Below are 13,648 nucleotides of genomic sequence, written 5' to 3'. Positions count from 1 at the left end.
GTGGTAGGGGCGTGACGCAGATGAGGGCGGCGCTGACCGACAGGGCCTATGCGGCGGGGTGGCGACTGGTACGGGGACTGCCCGAACATACGGCGCGCCGCTGGTTCGACTTCGGTGGCGATTGGGCGGCCCGGCGCGCGAACCGTGCCGTCCACCGCGGCCAGGGACCGAATCAGTTGCGCCGCAATCTCGCCCGGGTGCTGGGCGTCGGCCCGCTCGAGGTGCCCGACGAGTTGATCCGCGCCTCGATGCGCTCGTACGCCCGGTACTGGCGCGAGGCGTTCCGGCTGCCGACCCTCGACCACGCGGCACTGGCGGATTCGCCACTCATGCCGCCACCCCAGGGCATCGAACAATTGGACGTCGCGCTGGCGCAGGGGCGCGGTGTGGTCTTCGTGCTGCCACATTCGGGGAACTGGGATATGGCCGGTGTGTGGCTGGTGCAGCACTACGGCGCCCTCACCACGGTGGCCGAACGGCTGCAGCCGGAATCGCTGTTCGAGCGCTTCGTGGCCTACCGGGAGAGCCTGGGGTTCGAGGTGTTCCCGCTGACCGGCGGGGAGGAGCCGCCGTTCCGGCAACTCGCGCAACGATTGCGCGACAACAAGGTGGTCTGCCTGATGGGCGAGCGCGACCTCACCGGCAAGGGCGTGCCGGTGGAGTTCTTCGGCGAACGCACCTGGATGCCGGCGGGCGCGGCGAAACTGGCCATCGAGACGGGCGCCGCGCTGATGCCGGTGCACGCCTGGTTCACCGTGGACGAGCAGGGTCGCGAGGGATGGGGGCTGAAAACCGAAGCGCCGCTGGATGTTTCGGACGGTGTCGCCGCGGCGACGCAGCAGCTGGCGAACCGGTTCGCGGCCAATATCGCCGAGCACCCCGCCGACTGGCATATGTTGCAGCCGCTGTGGGAGGCGGACCTGTCCCCCCAGCGCTTGGAGCGGATCGCCGCCGCGCAGGCCGTACGCGGCGGGGAGCGGGCCGCCGGAGACGCGGTGTCATGAGAATCGGCATGGTCTGCCCGTACTCGTTCGACGTGCCGGGCGGTGTGCAGTCACATGTCGTGGAATTGGCGCAGGTGCTGATCGAGCGCGGCCACAGGGTGAGCGTGCTGGCCCCGGCCTCCGACGACACCGAACTGCCGGAATTCGTCGTCTCGGCCGGGAAGGCGGTGGCGATTCCGTACAACGGGTCGGTGGCACGGCTGTCGTTCGGGCCGACCGCCTACACCCGGCTCCGGCGCTGGATCGCCGACAGCGACTTCGAGGTTCTGCACGTCCACGAACCCAACGCCCCGAGTATCTCGATGCTGGCGCTGAAGGTGGCCGAGGGACCCATCGTGGCCACCTTCCACACCTCCACCACCCGCTCTCTGGTACTGGCAACCTTCCAGGGGGTACTGCGGCCGTATCACGAGAAGATCAGCGGGCGGATCGCGGTGTCGGAGCTGGCGCGGCGCTGGCAGGTGGAGGCGCTGGGCAGCGACGCGGTCGAGATCCCGAACGGGGTCGACGTGCCGGCGTTCGCGAATGCGCCGCTGCTGCAAGGATATCCGCGCACGGGCGGGACGGTGTTGTTCCTCGGTCGCTACGACGAGCCCCGCAAGGGGATGGCCGTGCTGCTGGGCGCACTGCCGAAACTGGTGGCCCGCCATCCCGACGTGGAGATTCTGATCGTCGGCCGCGGGGACGAGGATCGGCTGCGCCGGGAAGCCGGTGAACACGCCGGGCATCTGCGTTTCCTCGGTCAGGTCTCGGATGCGGAGAAGGCCTCGGCGATGCGGAGTGCGGACGTGTACTGCGCGCCGAATCTGGGCGGGGAGAGTTTCGGCATCGTGCTGGTGGAGGCGATGGCGGCCGGGACCGCGGTGGTGGCCAGCGAATTGGACGCCTTCCGCCGGGTGCTGCGCGACGGGACCGCCGGAGTGCTGGTGCCGGTGGGTGATTCGGCGGCGCTGGCCGAGGCGATCGACGGATTGCTGACCGACCGCACCCGCCGCGAGGAACTGGTGCGCACGGCGGATCAGGTTGTCGGCGAATACGATTGGCCGGTCGTGGCCGAACAGATTCTGCGGGTGTACGAGACGGTCACCGTCGGCGACGCCCGGGTGAGGACCGCTGGATGATCACCTTCTCCGCGACGACCATTCTGGTCCTCGCGCTGATCGCGGCGGTGATCATCGCCATCGGAGTGTGGGCCTACTCCACCGCCAACCGGCTCGACCGGCTGCATGTGCGTGGTGACCAGGCCCGCGATGCGCTGGAGGCGGCCCTGGCGCGGCGCGCGGTGGTGGCCCGCACGGTCGCGATCTCGATGGCCGGGCCGTTGTCGGAGTCCACGGCGGCCGAGCAGTCCACCCGGCTGATCGCCCTGGCCGACCGCGCCGAACGCGCCGACTGGAGCGACCGGGAAACCGCGGAGAACCAGCTCGCGGCCGCGCTGTCGGCGGTCGACATCACCTCGTTGCGTCCGCAGCTGGTCGCCGAACTCGCCGACGCCGAGGCGCGGGTGCTGATCGCGCGCCGCTTCCACAACGACGCCGTGCGCGACACCCTCGCACTGCGTACCCGGCGCCCGGTGCGGTTGCTGCACCTCGGTGGTACCGCGCCGCTGCCCACCTATTTCGAGATCGCGGAACGGGTCACACCGGCGGCGACCACCGGACTCGAGGTCGACACCGTCCGCACCTCGGCCCGGGTGGTGCTGCTCGACGAGGAGGATCGGGTGCTGCTGATGCGCGGCCACGATCCCCAGACTCCCGATTCGCCGTTCTGGTTCACCGTCGGCGGCGGCATCGAACCGGGGGAGACGTTGCGGACCGCGGCGGTGCGCGAGGTCTGGGAGGAAACGGGCCTGGCGCTGGACTCCACGCTGCTGCGCGGCCCGATCTGGCGGCGGGTCGCGGTCTTCCCGTTCAACGGTGAGCTGATCCGCTCCGAGGAGTTGTTCTTCGTCGCCCGGGTGCGCCGGTTCGATCCGAAACCCGCCGACCCGACCGTCTGGGAACGCCGCTGCGTCACCGCCTACCGCTGGTGCCTGCCACCGGACATCGCCGAACTCGACCGGATCGGCGAAACGGTGTACCCGTACCACCTGGACAATCTGCTGGCCGAGGCGCTCGCCGCCGCCGGCTCCGATATCGAGCCGGAGGTCCGGTCCATCCGCTGAGGCGCGGCGACGGTTCGGGTCGCGTCACGCCGCGGCGTATTCGGTGAACGCGTCCGCGAGCACGACGACCATGCGGCCGCCCATCGCTTCCACCGTCGAGCGCAATCGGGGATCACCGCTCGGCGGCAGCGACATCGACCAGGCGGTCGAACCGTCGCCGGCGTCGATCGCCTGCACGGTGGTGCCGTCCGCGAGAACGAGGTGCCGACCGTCGGTGAGGCCGTCGCGCAGCGTCTTCGCGAACCCCGCGGGCTGCTGCCACACCTGGTGTCCGTCGGCGAGATCGAGACCGATGAGCGCCGTCCCGTCGAGCGATCGGACGATCACCGTGTGATCCACTACTCCTTCGACCGCGTCCTGGCGACCCGTGGGCTCGTCGCGGCCGATCTGTGGATTGGTCCACAGCACTCGCCCCGTGGTTCGGTCGTAGGCACTCTCGCCGGTGAGGATCGGCGGCGGCGACGCGGTCGCGGTCGGGTACCACTCGAGCAGGAAACTGGGGTTGCCGACCTCGGTGATGAGGTGACCGTGGCGATCGACAAGGGTGATTCGTCCCGCGCTCCAGCCGCGATCGATCACCTGCGTAGCGATGATCCCGCCGTCGAATACGGCGCCGACGGGTGCGGTGAACAGCGGGTCGCCGGTGCGCAGATCGTAGACGCGAACGCTGCGGTCGTGTCCGTCCCGGAAGTAGTCCGGCGCATCGAGTCTGGGCCTGACCGCGTCGCCGGGAACCGGTGTCGGATACGTTCGGCGCCAGCTCGCCTCGATGTCGGCAACGGTTCCCCGGGTGACGACAGCGGTCATCCAGTCGGCGGTGCGACCGGCGACGGACACCACACCGTCGCGCACCGCCACGTCCATCACCTCGAAGTCCGTCGTGTGGTCCGTGGCGATCGCACCGGTAGCGGCGTCGACGATCAGCACTCGGTGCGTGCCGCGGCAGGTCAGCTGTCCGTCGAAGACGCGCTCGTTACAGTTGAGGAGCTCGCCGGCGTCGATTTTCCACCGCACCGCGCCGGTGTCCGGATCGATGCCGTACAGCCGCACCGGACCGACTGCCGGTGCGGTGTCACCCGGCCCGGGCGCGCCCGGTATCCCGGTGGCCGCGACGATCGTCGGCCCGGCGTCCATCGGCGAACCGTGGCCGTGGTAGCTGTCCAGGCTGTGCGGCAACGCGAGCAGGACCGCACCGGGCTCGTTCGACAGGTCGGCAGCGCGTAACGTCCATCGCGGCACCGGAGCGGAGTCGAGCCGGGGGGAGATCCGGAACCGGCCACCAGCCGCGGGGCCCTCCGGCGGCTTTTCCGGCGATCGGTTCACCCACACGACAGTCGCGACTGCCGCCACCACAGCCACGATCAGCACCGTGATTCCGATCCGGCGTGCGCCGCCACCGGTGAGCCGGCGTGCTGCCGTGGTCATACCGCGACCTCCCTGTCGATGCGGCCCGGGCGCCGCCCGGCCTGTGCGAAAGCAGCACGGTATCAAGCGCCTCCGCGACCCGCGACCACGAGGACCTCCCGTGGGCGGCAAGGCGGTAGCGCGAAAATGCACCGCTCACAAGCGATCTCGGACCTGATCGGGATGCGGTGACGGCTGTTCGGTCAGTGGTGGCTCGACAACTCGGTCGCGGTTGCCAGCTCCCGCAAAGGAACGGCCGGGTCGGACCAGGTATCCGGGTCGTGCGTGGCGCGGGCCGCGATGAGAGCGCGGGCGATGCGCAGCTCGGCCGGGCACGCGACGGCCGCGGCGGCGACCAGGCGCCCGGCGCGCAGCCCCAGGGCGATGAACCGGCCGGGGGTGTCGGTGGCGCGGACCACGATCTCGTCCTCGGGGTGCGGACGTCCGGCGAACTGCATGGTGTCGCCGTACTGCGTGGTCCAGCCCCACGTCACCTCCTCGGGCGGTACCGGTTGCCCGAGAACGGATTTCGCCACGGCGATCCCGTGCGACTGCGCGCTGTTCCATTGTTCGGTGCGCCGGTGGACCCCGAATTCCGGATCGTAGACGGCGGCGGCGTCACCGGCGGCGAAGATGTTCGGCGCCGAGGTCGCATAGGACTCATCGACGAGGATGCCGTCCCCGACGGCGAGTCCGGCCCGCCGGGCCACGTCGGTATCCGGCTCCGCGCCGATCGCGACGAGTACCGCGGCGGCGGACCACTGCCGTCCGTCGACGGCGGTGGCCCGGATATCGCCGCTGCCACCGTCGATCCGGTCCAGCACCACCGTGTCGTGGATGTCGACGCCGTTGCCGGCGTGCAGGTTTCGGCAGTGCGCGCCGATCACCGCCGGGGCCACCCGCTCGAGCGGAGCATCGCCCGCGTGCACGATCGTCACCGCCGCCCCGAGCCCACGCGCCGTCGCGGCGGCTTCACATCCGACCAGGCCGCCACCTACGACGAGCAGCGATCCACCGGTCACCACGGCCGCGCGCAACGCGTCGGCGTCCGCGGCGGTGCGCAGCGTGTACGCGCCCGATTCGGGACCGGGCAGCTCCCGGGCGCGGGCGCCCGTGGCGAGTACCAGGGCGTCGTAGCCGAGGGTGTCGCCGGTGTCCAGACGTATCCGGTCGCGGTCGACGTCGATGCCCTCGACCGTGGTCCCCGGGCGTACCTCCACCTCGAGTTCGCGCCACGCTTCCGCGGACTCGAGCAGGAGCCGGCGTTCGTTCGCCGTGCCGGCGAGCACCTCCTTCGAGACCATCGGGCGGCGGTAGGGCAGCCGGTCCTCGGCGCCGAGCAGCACGATCTCGCCGGTGTAGCCCTCGCTGCGCAGGGTGCGGGCGGCGGTCGCGCCCGCGATCCCGGCGCCCGCGATGACGATGCGTCCGGTCATGCGCGACTGACCTCGACCATCTCGAAATCCGCCTTGGCCGCACCGCAGTCGGGGCAGGACCAGTCGTCGGGAATGTCGTCCCAGCGGGTGCCCGGCGCGATGCCGTCCTCCGGCCAGCCGAGTGCCTCGTCGTATTCGAATCCGCACTGCAGGCAACGGAACAGCTTGTAGTCGGTCATGTCAGGTGCCTTTCGTGGGGGGTCGGATCGTGGGTCGTGAGGTCGGCGTCGAAATCCGGTTTCTCCCGCACGCCGCAGTCGGGGCAGCACCAGTCGTCGGGTATCGCCGACCACGCGGTGCCGGGCGGGAAGCCCTCGCGTGGTGCGCCCTCGGTTTCGTCGTACACGTACTCGCAGACGGGGCAACGGAATCGGGACATCAGGCCACCCCGTACTTCGCGAGGACCCGATCGCGCTTGCCGGGCTGGATGTTGACGCGGGTGATGTCACCGCCGTAGTGCGCGAGCACCCGCTTGTCCATCACGCGCCGCCACAGCGGCGGGAAGTAGGCGACGGTGATCATGCTCGCGTAGCCGCTGGGCAGATTGGGTGCGCCGTCCATGCTGCGCAGGGTCTGATAGCGCCGGGTGGGATTGGCGTGATGGTCGCTGTGGCGCTGCAGGTGGTAGAGGAAGATGTTGGTGACGATGTGGTCGGAGTTCCAGCTGTGCTCAGGGGTGCAGCGTTCGTAGCGCCCGGCGGCCGTGCGCTGTCGCAGCAGACCGTAGTGCTCGAGATAGTTGACCGTCTCCAGCAGCGAGAACCCGTAGACCGCCTGCACCACCAGGAACGGCAGCACCCCGGGACCGAAGATCGCGGCCAGCGCGCCCCACAGCACCACCGACATCAGCCACGCGTTGAGTACATCGTTGTGAATCGTCCACGGCCGCTTGCCCATTCGCTGCAGCCGGGTCTTCTCCAGTGACCAGGACGAGCGCAGGCTGCCCCACACGCTGCGCGGCAGGAACGTCCAGAACGATTCGCCGAACCGGGAACTGGCCGGATCCTCCGGTGTCGCCACCCGCACGTGATGACCCCGGTTGTGCTCGATGTAGAAGTGGCCGTAGAACGTCTGCGCCAGCGTGATCTTCGACAGCCAGCGCTCCAGTTCGTCCTTCTTGTGGCCGAGCTCGTGCGCGGTGTTGATGCCGACACCGCCCATGGTGCCGATGCTGAACGCCAGGCCGATCTTGGACACCAGGCTCAGCCCGCCGTCGACACCCAGCCAGGACAGATCGGCCGCGCTCCACAGATAGCAGGCGAACACCAGACTGAGCAGCTGGAACGGGATGTAGGCGTAGACGCAGTAGCGGTAGTACCGGTCGTTCTCGAGCTGTTCCATCACCTCGTCGGGCGGATTCTGCCCGTCGGGCCCGAAGAACCGGTCGAGGATCGGCAGCAGGACATAGACCAGCAGCGGCCCGATCCACCACCACACGGATGCCGCGTGGTGCCAGCCCAGCTGGTTGAACAGCCACACCAGGCCGGTGGCGAGCAGGACCGCGGTCGGCGGGACCAGGCCGAACAGCCAGAGATGGCGTTTGCGGTCACGCCACTGCGGCGGCGCGGTCCGGGCCGGATCGCCGATACGGGATGTGGTCACGGAGTTCTCCTCACGAACGATGCGCGACATGCGCGACGGAACGGGGCGCCCGGCGCACGGGCGGCGCGGACGGGGGCGAGGGTCGGAGCGGCGGGCCGCTCACCTCGATCTATTTACACTTTCTGGAGAAGTGTTTTCATTGAATACAGACGCGTCGGGATTGTCAATACTCGAACAGTTTCCTGAAGCGTGTACGATCATGGCGTGGCTACCGCGCCGAACTTCCAGTCCGATATGCGCCGACTGCTGCGCGAGCGCGTCATCGAGACCGCTCGCGGGCTGGTCTGTACCGAGGGCTGGGGCGCGGTGAACATGTCGCGGGTCGCCAAGGAGGTCGGCGTCAGCCGGCCGGTGCTGTACAAGGAGATCGGCACCAAACAGGACCTCGCCGACGTGGTGATCGCGAACGAGGTGGACGTCTTCCTGGTCGGGATCGCCGAGCAGCTGGCGGCCCACCCGGACGATGTGATCGCCGGCCTGATCGCGGCCGTGGAGTTCACCCTCCGCAGCGGTGCGGACAACATGCTGCTGAAAGCGGTGCTGGCCGGCCGCTCGGCGCCGGATACCGCGCTGTTGCCGGCGCTGATGACCGAACCGGAACCGGTGCTCGGCCGGGCGATCGCCGCGGTGACCGCGACGGTTCGCGCGCAATACGAGCTGGCGTCGGTGGGCGAGGAGGAGCTGACGTCGGTCGCCGAAACCGTTGTGCGCCTTGCCCTGAGTCATCTGTTCCAGCCGACCGGGCCGGCCGAGCGGGCGCTGGAGCAGATCCGGGTCGTGGCCGTCGGACTGCTCGAGCCGCTGTTGTCGGAGGTCTGACGGCCGGCGGTCCGAGGTCGGCGGTCTGCCGGTTCGACTGCGGGAGGCGTTGACCGTCAACGTATTTCGTCGGAAATCCGCCGATCTCGCCGCTACCCGGGCGTTGTCGCTGTGTGACAGGTCACCATCGGATAGGGTCGAAACCGGTTTGCCGCACACCGAATCCGGCGAACCGGTGTGTGGAGGTGAGGTACCGAATGCCTATGTCCTATCTGCTGTACGACTTCCTGCTGCCGTATATCGGCGAGCAGGCCGCGACGTACTGGGCACAGCTGTTCGTCGTCGACCCGATCTGACGAACAGGTGGCGCCGGCCTGCGGTGACGGGCGTCCGGCGCCACGGGTACCCGCACTCGGCGCGCCCATAGCGACGCCGTAGCGGCCGCCCGGCCCGGTGTGCGATCCCGGCCGCGGCCGGCGGACCAGTCCAGTGCTCTCGGACTGGCTATCTAGTGGCCTGATCGGGGCGCCTAGAATCGTGGAGGTTCGCATCGCAGCGATGCCTCCTCGAACGAATCCCCGATAATCAGGAGTTTGCCCGTGACAACGCCCGACACCACCTCGACGACCGGCACCGCCCGCGTGAAGCGCGGCATGGCCGAGATGCTCAAGGGCGGGGTGATCATGGACGTCGTCACCGCCGATCAGGCCAAGATCGCCGAGGATGCCGGCGCGGTCGCGGTGATGGCGCTCGAGCGGGTTCCCGCCGACATCCGCGCCCAGGGCGGCGTCGCGCGGATGAGCGACCCGGACCTGATCGACGGCATCGTCAACGCCGTCTCCATCCCGGTCATGGCCAAGGCGCGGATCGGCCACTTCGTCGAGGCGCAGATCCTGCAGAGCCTCGGCGTCGACTACATCGACGAGTCCGAGGTGCTGACCCCGGCCGACTACGCCAACCACATCGACAAGTGGCAGTTCACCGTGCCGTTCGTCTGCGGCGCCACCAACCTGGGCGAGGCGCTGCGCCGCATCACCGAGGGTGCGGCCATGATCCGCTCCAAGGGTGAGGCCGGCACCGGCGACGTGTCCAACGCGACCACCCACATGCGCAAGATCCGCGCGGAGATCCGCCACCTGCAGTCGCTGCCCGAGGACGAGCTGTTCGTGGCCGCCAAGGAACTGCAGGCGCCCTACGAGCTGGTCCGTGAGATCGCCGAGACCGGCAAGCTGCCCGTGGTGCTGTTCACCGCCGGTGGTATCGCCACCCCCGCCGATGCCGCGATGATGATGCAGCTGGGCGCCGAGGGCGTCTTCGTCGGCTCCGGCATCTTCAAATCCGGCAACCCGGCCGAGCGCGCCGCCGCCATCGTCAAGGCCACCACCTTCTACGACGACCCCGATGTGCTCGCGAAGGTGTCGCGCGGCCTGGGCGAGGCCATGGTCGGCATCAACGTCGAGGAGATCCCGGAGCCGCACCGCCTCGCCGAGCGCGGCTGGTAAGCCGTTCGGGCATCGATTCCACGACAACCGCTTCGCCGGGTCGTCCTGCGCAGGACGACCCGGCGTTCGTCGTTTCCGGGGCGTGACACCGCCGGGCCGTCCTCGTAGATCACGAGGCCGTCGCCGGCTCACATGCTCGGCGTGACCGGCACCGCCCGCCCCGCGAACTTATCGATCGCCGCCGGCGTGACCGGTGCGAAGAAGTTGACCAGGTTGCCGTCCGGGTCGCGGACCAGCAGCGAGCGGTTGCCCCAGGGCATGGTGGCCGGCTCGGCGACCACCTCGGCGCCGGCGCCGGACAGGTCGCGATACACGCGGTCGACGTCGTCGACGAGGAACTCGGTGATCACGCTGTGATTGTCGGCCGGACGGGCGGAGTCCGGGGCGAACAGGGCGACCGTGCGGGTACTCGCGATCGCGAGCGTGGCGACGCCGGTCTCGAGTTCGGCGAAATCCTCGGTCGCCCACCGGGCACGGAATCCGGTGGCGCGCTCATAGAACTCGACGAGACGTGCGACGTCGGCGGTGATGATGCGGATCGAGACGAAATTCATGGGCTGCTCCTTGCCGTTCGAAGGTGTTTTCCGCAGCGTAGGAGAAATAGGGGACAGAATCGGTCCGGTATTCGCGCTAGGGTCGCACTCATGGCTCGACCGACCGGACGCGTGCTGACCCTGCTCGAACTGCTGCAGTCCGGCGGCACCCGGACCGTGGCCGAACTCGCCGGCCGGCTCGGCGTCGACGGACGCACCGTGCGCCGGTATGTGGACCACCTGATCGATCTCGAGATCCCGGTGGAGTCGGTGCGCGGGCGCTACGGCGGCTATCGGCTCGCCCCCGGATACCGCCTGCCGCCGTTGATGTTCACCGACGAGGAGGCGTTGGCGGTGTTGCTCGGGCTCCTGGGCCGCCGAACCGGCTGGGCCGCAACGGATGCGGCCCCGAGTGAGACCGCGGCCGCCAAGATCCGCAGGGTCCTTCCGCAACCGCTGCGCCGACGGCTCGACGTGCTGCTGGAATCCCTCGAATTCACCCACGCGCCAACCGAATCCGCTCCCGCGGATGCCGCGGTGCTGCTGACGCTCGCCGACGCGGTCCGCCACCACCGGCCGGTCACCATCCGCTACACCGATCGTCACGGCCGTGCGAGCGAACGCACACTGCACGCGTACGGGATCGTCGCTCATTCCGGCCGGTGGTACGTCACCGGCGCGGACCCCCGGCACGCCGAGGACCGCACCTTCCGCCTGGACCGCATCACCACCGCCCGGACCCTGCCCGGTTCGTTCGACCCGCCCGGCGATATCGATCCGGTGGGGCGGCTGGTGTCCGGATTCGCCGCCGCCGAGTATCGATACGACGTCAGCCTGCGCATCTTCGGTACGCACGAACAGATCCGCGCGCACCTGCCCGCCACCGTCGCGACGCTCGGCGCGACGGACGAGGCCGCAGACTCGGGCGCCGAACGCTGGTGGGAGGTCGGTATCCGAGCGGAGCGGCTCGACTGGCTGCCGCCGGTGCTCGCCGCACTCGATCGACCGTTCGACGTGCGGCACCCGGAGGAGCTCCGCGAACTGGTCCTCGGGCTTGCCGCGCGCCTCGCGGAATCGGGCCGCCGCACCGCGCCGGCCGACGACTGACGAGGGACCTCGATCTGCGGCGGGCGGATGCGCCGGGGGCACGTCATCGAACACCGGCTCGATGGCGCACCACGTTCGGTTCGTGCGCCTCGCGTCGTGACGACGGCCGCGATGAGCTGTGGAGCGCAGTTGGGCAGGACATCGTCCGGGAGTGAGCGATCTCGCCCGCCTTACCGCGCGCGGCGGGCGGGGTGACGCGGCCGGTCGCCGAATGCCCTGTCGGGTACTGTCTTCCGGAAGATGTCGGGCCTGACCGAGACAGGGGCGACGGGATCGTCAGGGAAGGGCTGCACAACGAATGGTTGTCGGTGGAGGTGCCGGAACGGATCTCGACCTGACGTCCGTGCGCGCCTTCGTGGTCGCGGCCGAGGAGCGGCAGTTCAGTCTCGCCGCCGTGGTTCTCGGCATCAGCCAGCAGGCGGTGTCGAAGCGGATCGCGAAGCTGGAGGCCCAGCTGGGGACGGCGTTGTTCGACCGCGTACCCGCCGGAATCGTGCCGACCGCCGCCGGTGCGCGGCTGCTGCCGCACGCCCGAGCGCTGCTGGCGGTGGCCGAGACCGCGGTGACAGCGGTCCGTGACATGCCACGCCCGCTGCGCGTCGCGGTGCAGGGCGAGCGCCAGGGCGCGACCGAGCAGATGCGGTTCTATCTCGACCGCAACCCCGGCGCCGATACCGAGATCGTGATCTCGAACGTCTTCGTCACGTCGCGGGACATGGTGGTGCACGGCCGCGCCGACGCCGCCTTCGCCCGCCCCTCGGGCGGCCCCCGTCCGCTGCCGCCCGATATCGCGGCCGTCCCCGCCTACGTGGATCCGGCGCATCTGCTCGTGGGCAGGCATCATCCGCTGGCCGGACGGCCGGCGGTGGCGCTCGCCGAGCTGGCCGCGTACACGGTGTGGATTCCGGGCGCCGGGGTGGCGTCGGAATGGGCCGACTTCTATCGCGAACTGAGCGAATTCTGCGGTGTCACAGTCGATACCACGCCGCGCGACCGCACCCGCTTCCCCGGGCCCGACGGCATCGAAGCCATGCTCGCCCGCATCGCGGACTCCGACACGCTGGCCACCGTCAGCAGCGATCACTTCCGCAATCCCTGGCATCCGCACATCCGGCGGGTGCCGATCGTCGACCCGACGCCGGCCTATCCGCATGCGCTGCTGTGGTCGACGGCCAACACCCATCCGGGATTACCGCATCTGATCGAGCATTTCCGCACGACCTACAACCGCGACATCGCCGCCGGCTGCTGGCTCCCCGCCGCCGACCGCGAGCGATTCGCGAGCTGATCGCCGCGAATCCGGCTGCGGCCCCGCGCATTCGGTCCGGTATCGAAGCAGCTCAGGAACCGGTGCGCACGGCCGGGCGCTCCGGATGGTCCCAGCGCACATCGAAGGTGGGCAGGTCGTCGTGCTCGCGATCGTGGCGCAGCAGTGCGGGAACGGTCCACCGCTCCGCGGGATCGGTTCGGCGCAGCAGCGCCGGTTCCGACATCTGCAGCCGCACGGTGACATCGAAATCCATACCGCGGCCGAGCAACATCGGTCCCGCGACCACCAGGACGAGGCCCGGTTCGGCGGGCCGCATCCGCGCCCGCGCGGATCGATCCTCGGCTTCGTCCCACAGCGCGGGCAGCCACCGCCCGCGCCGGCGTACCGCTTCCAGCACCTCACGATCCAGGGCGGCGTAGTCGAACCAGGCTGTGCGATAGGTCATCTCGTCGCGCCCGAACTCGAGTCGCAGCGATGCCGGTCGAACGAAGTCGTGCAACCACACCCGCTCGGCCGGCCGCCCCCGCGTGCGGATCCGTTCCACGATCCGGTCGGCCGGTTCCCGCGGCCGGGCGCCATCGGCGCCGTCGACGGCCACCACGACCGGCCCCGGCAGGGCCAGAGCGGCCGCAGCGACTCGCTCGACCAGCCCGTCCACGGCGATCGGTTCGTATGCGGGCATCCGCCTATCATGCCCGGCACCGGGCGGATCGCGGAGAGTCGCCCGTCGGCCGAGTTTGCCATCGCATAGCCTGAGCGGGTCGATTCCGGGAACGGCGGGACCTGCGAGGCGATCGGACATCCTTCCGCGGAGCCCCGCCGGCGCCGGCGATCGACGGTTGTCGTGAACCCGAGGAGGTCGTAGTC

14 protein-coding genes are annotated in these 13,648 nt (G+C 69.8%); 7 read left to right on the top strand and 7 right to left on the bottom strand.

Annotated features, from left to right (window positions below):
- Positions 1–20: 20 nt before the first annotated feature.
- The 3 genes from NA3_RS12960 to NA3_RS12950 are packed head-to-tail and all read left to right on the top strand — an operon-like array spanning position 21 to position 3,168.
- The gene (locus tag NA3_RS12960; protein WP_062964025.1) at positions 21–1,004 is read left to right on the top strand and encodes a phosphatidylinositol mannoside acyltransferase; all 984 of its coding nucleotides are present in this window, start codon (positions 21–23) and stop codon (positions 1,002–1,004) included.
- A complete protein-coding gene (locus tag NA3_RS12955) occupies positions 1,001–2,125 on the top strand; it encodes a glycosyltransferase family 4 protein (RefSeq protein WP_062963834.1) in 1,125 nt (374 codons plus the stop codon). The genes NA3_RS12960 and NA3_RS12955 overlap by 4 nt, the downstream gene beginning before the upstream one ends.
- Positions 2,125–3,168 carry an NUDIX hydrolase gene (locus NA3_RS12950; RefSeq protein ID WP_062964024.1) on the top strand — a complete coding sequence of 348 codons (1,044 nt, stop codon included), beginning with the start codon at positions 2,125–2,127 and terminating at the stop codon, positions 3,166–3,168. Before NA3_RS12955 ends, NA3_RS12950 begins: the two co-directional genes overlap by 1 nt.
- 24 nt (positions 3,169–3,192) lie before the next feature.
- Here the strand turns inward: NA3_RS12950 and NA3_RS12945 are convergent, their stop codons facing one another.
- The 5 genes from NA3_RS12945 to NA3_RS12925 all read right to left on the bottom strand — a co-directional run bounded on the left by NA3_RS12945 (position 3,193) and on the right by NA3_RS12925 (position 7,610).
- Positions 3,193–4,593, bottom strand: coding sequence for an outer membrane protein assembly factor BamB family protein (locus tag NA3_RS12945; protein WP_062963833.1), 1,401 nt, complete (start codon positions 4,591–4,593; stop codon positions 3,193–3,195).
- A 182-nt stretch (positions 4,594–4,775) separates the two neighbouring features.
- Positions 4,776–6,008: an NAD(P)/FAD-dependent oxidoreductase gene (locus NA3_RS12940; protein ID WP_063917463.1), complete on the bottom strand. Its 1,233-nt coding sequence runs from the start codon at positions 6,006–6,008 to the stop codon at positions 4,776–4,778.
- Positions 6,005–6,187 carry a rubredoxin gene (locus NA3_RS12935; protein ID WP_036502897.1) on the bottom strand — a complete coding sequence of 61 codons (183 nt, stop codon included), beginning with the start codon at positions 6,185–6,187 and terminating at the stop codon, positions 6,005–6,007. The genes NA3_RS12940 and NA3_RS12935 overlap by 4 nt, the downstream gene beginning before the upstream one ends.
- Positions 6,184–6,387 carry a rubredoxin gene (locus NA3_RS12930; RefSeq protein WP_062963832.1) on the bottom strand — a complete coding sequence of 68 codons (204 nt, stop codon included), beginning with the start codon at positions 6,385–6,387 and terminating at the stop codon, positions 6,184–6,186. Before NA3_RS12930 ends, NA3_RS12935 begins: the two co-directional genes overlap by 4 nt.
- A complete protein-coding gene (locus NA3_RS12925) occupies positions 6,387–7,610 on the bottom strand; it encodes an alkane 1-monooxygenase (RefSeq protein ID WP_062964023.1) in 1,224 nt (407 codons plus the stop codon). Before NA3_RS12925 ends, NA3_RS12930 begins: the two co-directional genes overlap by 1 nt.
- A 204-nt stretch (positions 7,611–7,814) precedes the next feature.
- Here NA3_RS12925 and NA3_RS12920 point away from each other — a divergent pair, with 204 nt between their 5' ends.
- Entirely contained in the window at positions 7,815–8,429 is a 615-nt protein-coding gene (locus NA3_RS12920) for a TetR/AcrR family transcriptional regulator (RefSeq protein ID WP_063917493.1), read from the top strand.
- A gap of 539 nt (positions 8,430–8,968) precedes the next feature.
- Positions 8,969–9,871, top strand: a complete 903-nt coding sequence (gene pdxS, locus NA3_RS12915; protein ID WP_030513899.1) for a pyridoxal 5'-phosphate synthase lyase subunit PdxS — start codon at positions 8,969–8,971, stop codon at positions 9,869–9,871.
- 128 nt (positions 9,872–9,999) lie between these two features.
- Here the strand turns inward: pdxS and NA3_RS12910 are convergent, their stop codons facing one another.
- On the bottom strand, positions 10,000–10,425 hold the full coding sequence (locus tag NA3_RS12910; protein ID WP_062963831.1) for a VOC family protein: 426 nt from the start codon (positions 10,423–10,425) through the stop codon (positions 10,000–10,002).
- Between the two features lie 90 nt (positions 10,426–10,515).
- Between NA3_RS12910 and NA3_RS12905 the strand changes: the two genes are divergently transcribed.
- Both NA3_RS12905 and NA3_RS12900 read left to right on the top strand, forming a co-directional pair.
- Entirely contained in the window at positions 10,516–11,511 is a 996-nt protein-coding gene (locus tag NA3_RS12905) for a helix-turn-helix transcriptional regulator (RefSeq protein WP_062963830.1), read from the top strand.
- 298 nt (positions 11,512–11,809) lie between these two features.
- On the top strand, positions 11,810–12,799 hold the full coding sequence (locus NA3_RS12900) for a LysR family transcriptional regulator (RefSeq protein WP_062963829.1): 990 nt from the start codon (positions 11,810–11,812) through the stop codon (positions 12,797–12,799).
- 52 nt (positions 12,800–12,851) lie between these two features.
- Here the strand turns inward: NA3_RS12900 and NA3_RS12895 are convergent, their stop codons facing one another.
- Positions 12,852–13,463 carry a nucleoside/nucleotide kinase family protein gene (locus NA3_RS12895; RefSeq protein ID WP_062963828.1) on the bottom strand — a complete coding sequence of 204 codons (612 nt, stop codon included), beginning with the start codon at positions 13,461–13,463 and terminating at the stop codon, positions 12,852–12,854.
- Between the last annotated feature and the right edge of the window lie 185 nt (positions 13,464–13,648).

This window comes from Nocardia africana NBRC 100379 (assembly GCF_001612635.1).
Classification (GTDB): Bacteria; Actinomycetota; Actinomycetes; order Mycobacteriales; family Mycobacteriaceae; genus Nocardia; species Nocardia africana.
The sequence above is the reverse complement of the archived record's forward strand: the minus strand, read 5'-3'. Positions and strand labels throughout refer to the sequence as shown.

Bases quoted from the DNA above. Each gene is read 5' to 3' on its own strand.
- NA3_RS12960 (WP_062964025.1), top strand. From the start codon at position 21: ATGAGGGCGGCGCTGACCGACAGGGCCTATGCGGCGGGGTGGCGACTG.
- NA3_RS12955 (WP_062963834.1), top strand. From the start codon at position 1,001: ATGAGAATCGGCATGGTCTGCCCGTACTCGTTCGACGTGCCGGGCGGT.
- NA3_RS12945 (WP_062963833.1), bottom strand. From the start codon at position 4,593: ATGACCACGGCAGCACGCCGGCTCACCGGTGGCGGCGCACGCCGGATC.
- NA3_RS12940 (WP_063917463.1), bottom strand. From the start codon at position 6,008: ATGACCGGACGCATCGTCATCGCGGGCGCCGGGATCGCGGGCGCGACC.
- NA3_RS12935 (WP_036502897.1), bottom strand. From the start codon at position 6,187: ATGACCGACTACAAGCTGTTCCGTTGCCTGCAGTGCGGATTCGAATAC.
- NA3_RS12930 (WP_062963832.1), bottom strand. From the start codon at position 6,387: ATGTCCCGATTCCGTTGCCCCGTCTGCGAGTACGTGTACGACGAAACC.
- NA3_RS12910 (WP_062963831.1), bottom strand. From the start codon at position 10,425: ATGAATTTCGTCTCGATCCGCATCATCACCGCCGACGTCGCACGTCTC.
- NA3_RS12905 (WP_062963830.1), top strand. From the start codon at position 10,516: ATGGCTCGACCGACCGGACGCGTGCTGACCCTGCTCGAACTGCTGCAG.
- NA3_RS12900 (WP_062963829.1), top strand. From the start codon at position 11,810: ATGGTTGTCGGTGGAGGTGCCGGAACGGATCTCGACCTGACGTCCGTG.
- NA3_RS12895 (WP_062963828.1), bottom strand. From the start codon at position 13,463: ATGCCCGCATACGAACCGATCGCCGTGGACGGGCTGGTCGAGCGAGTC.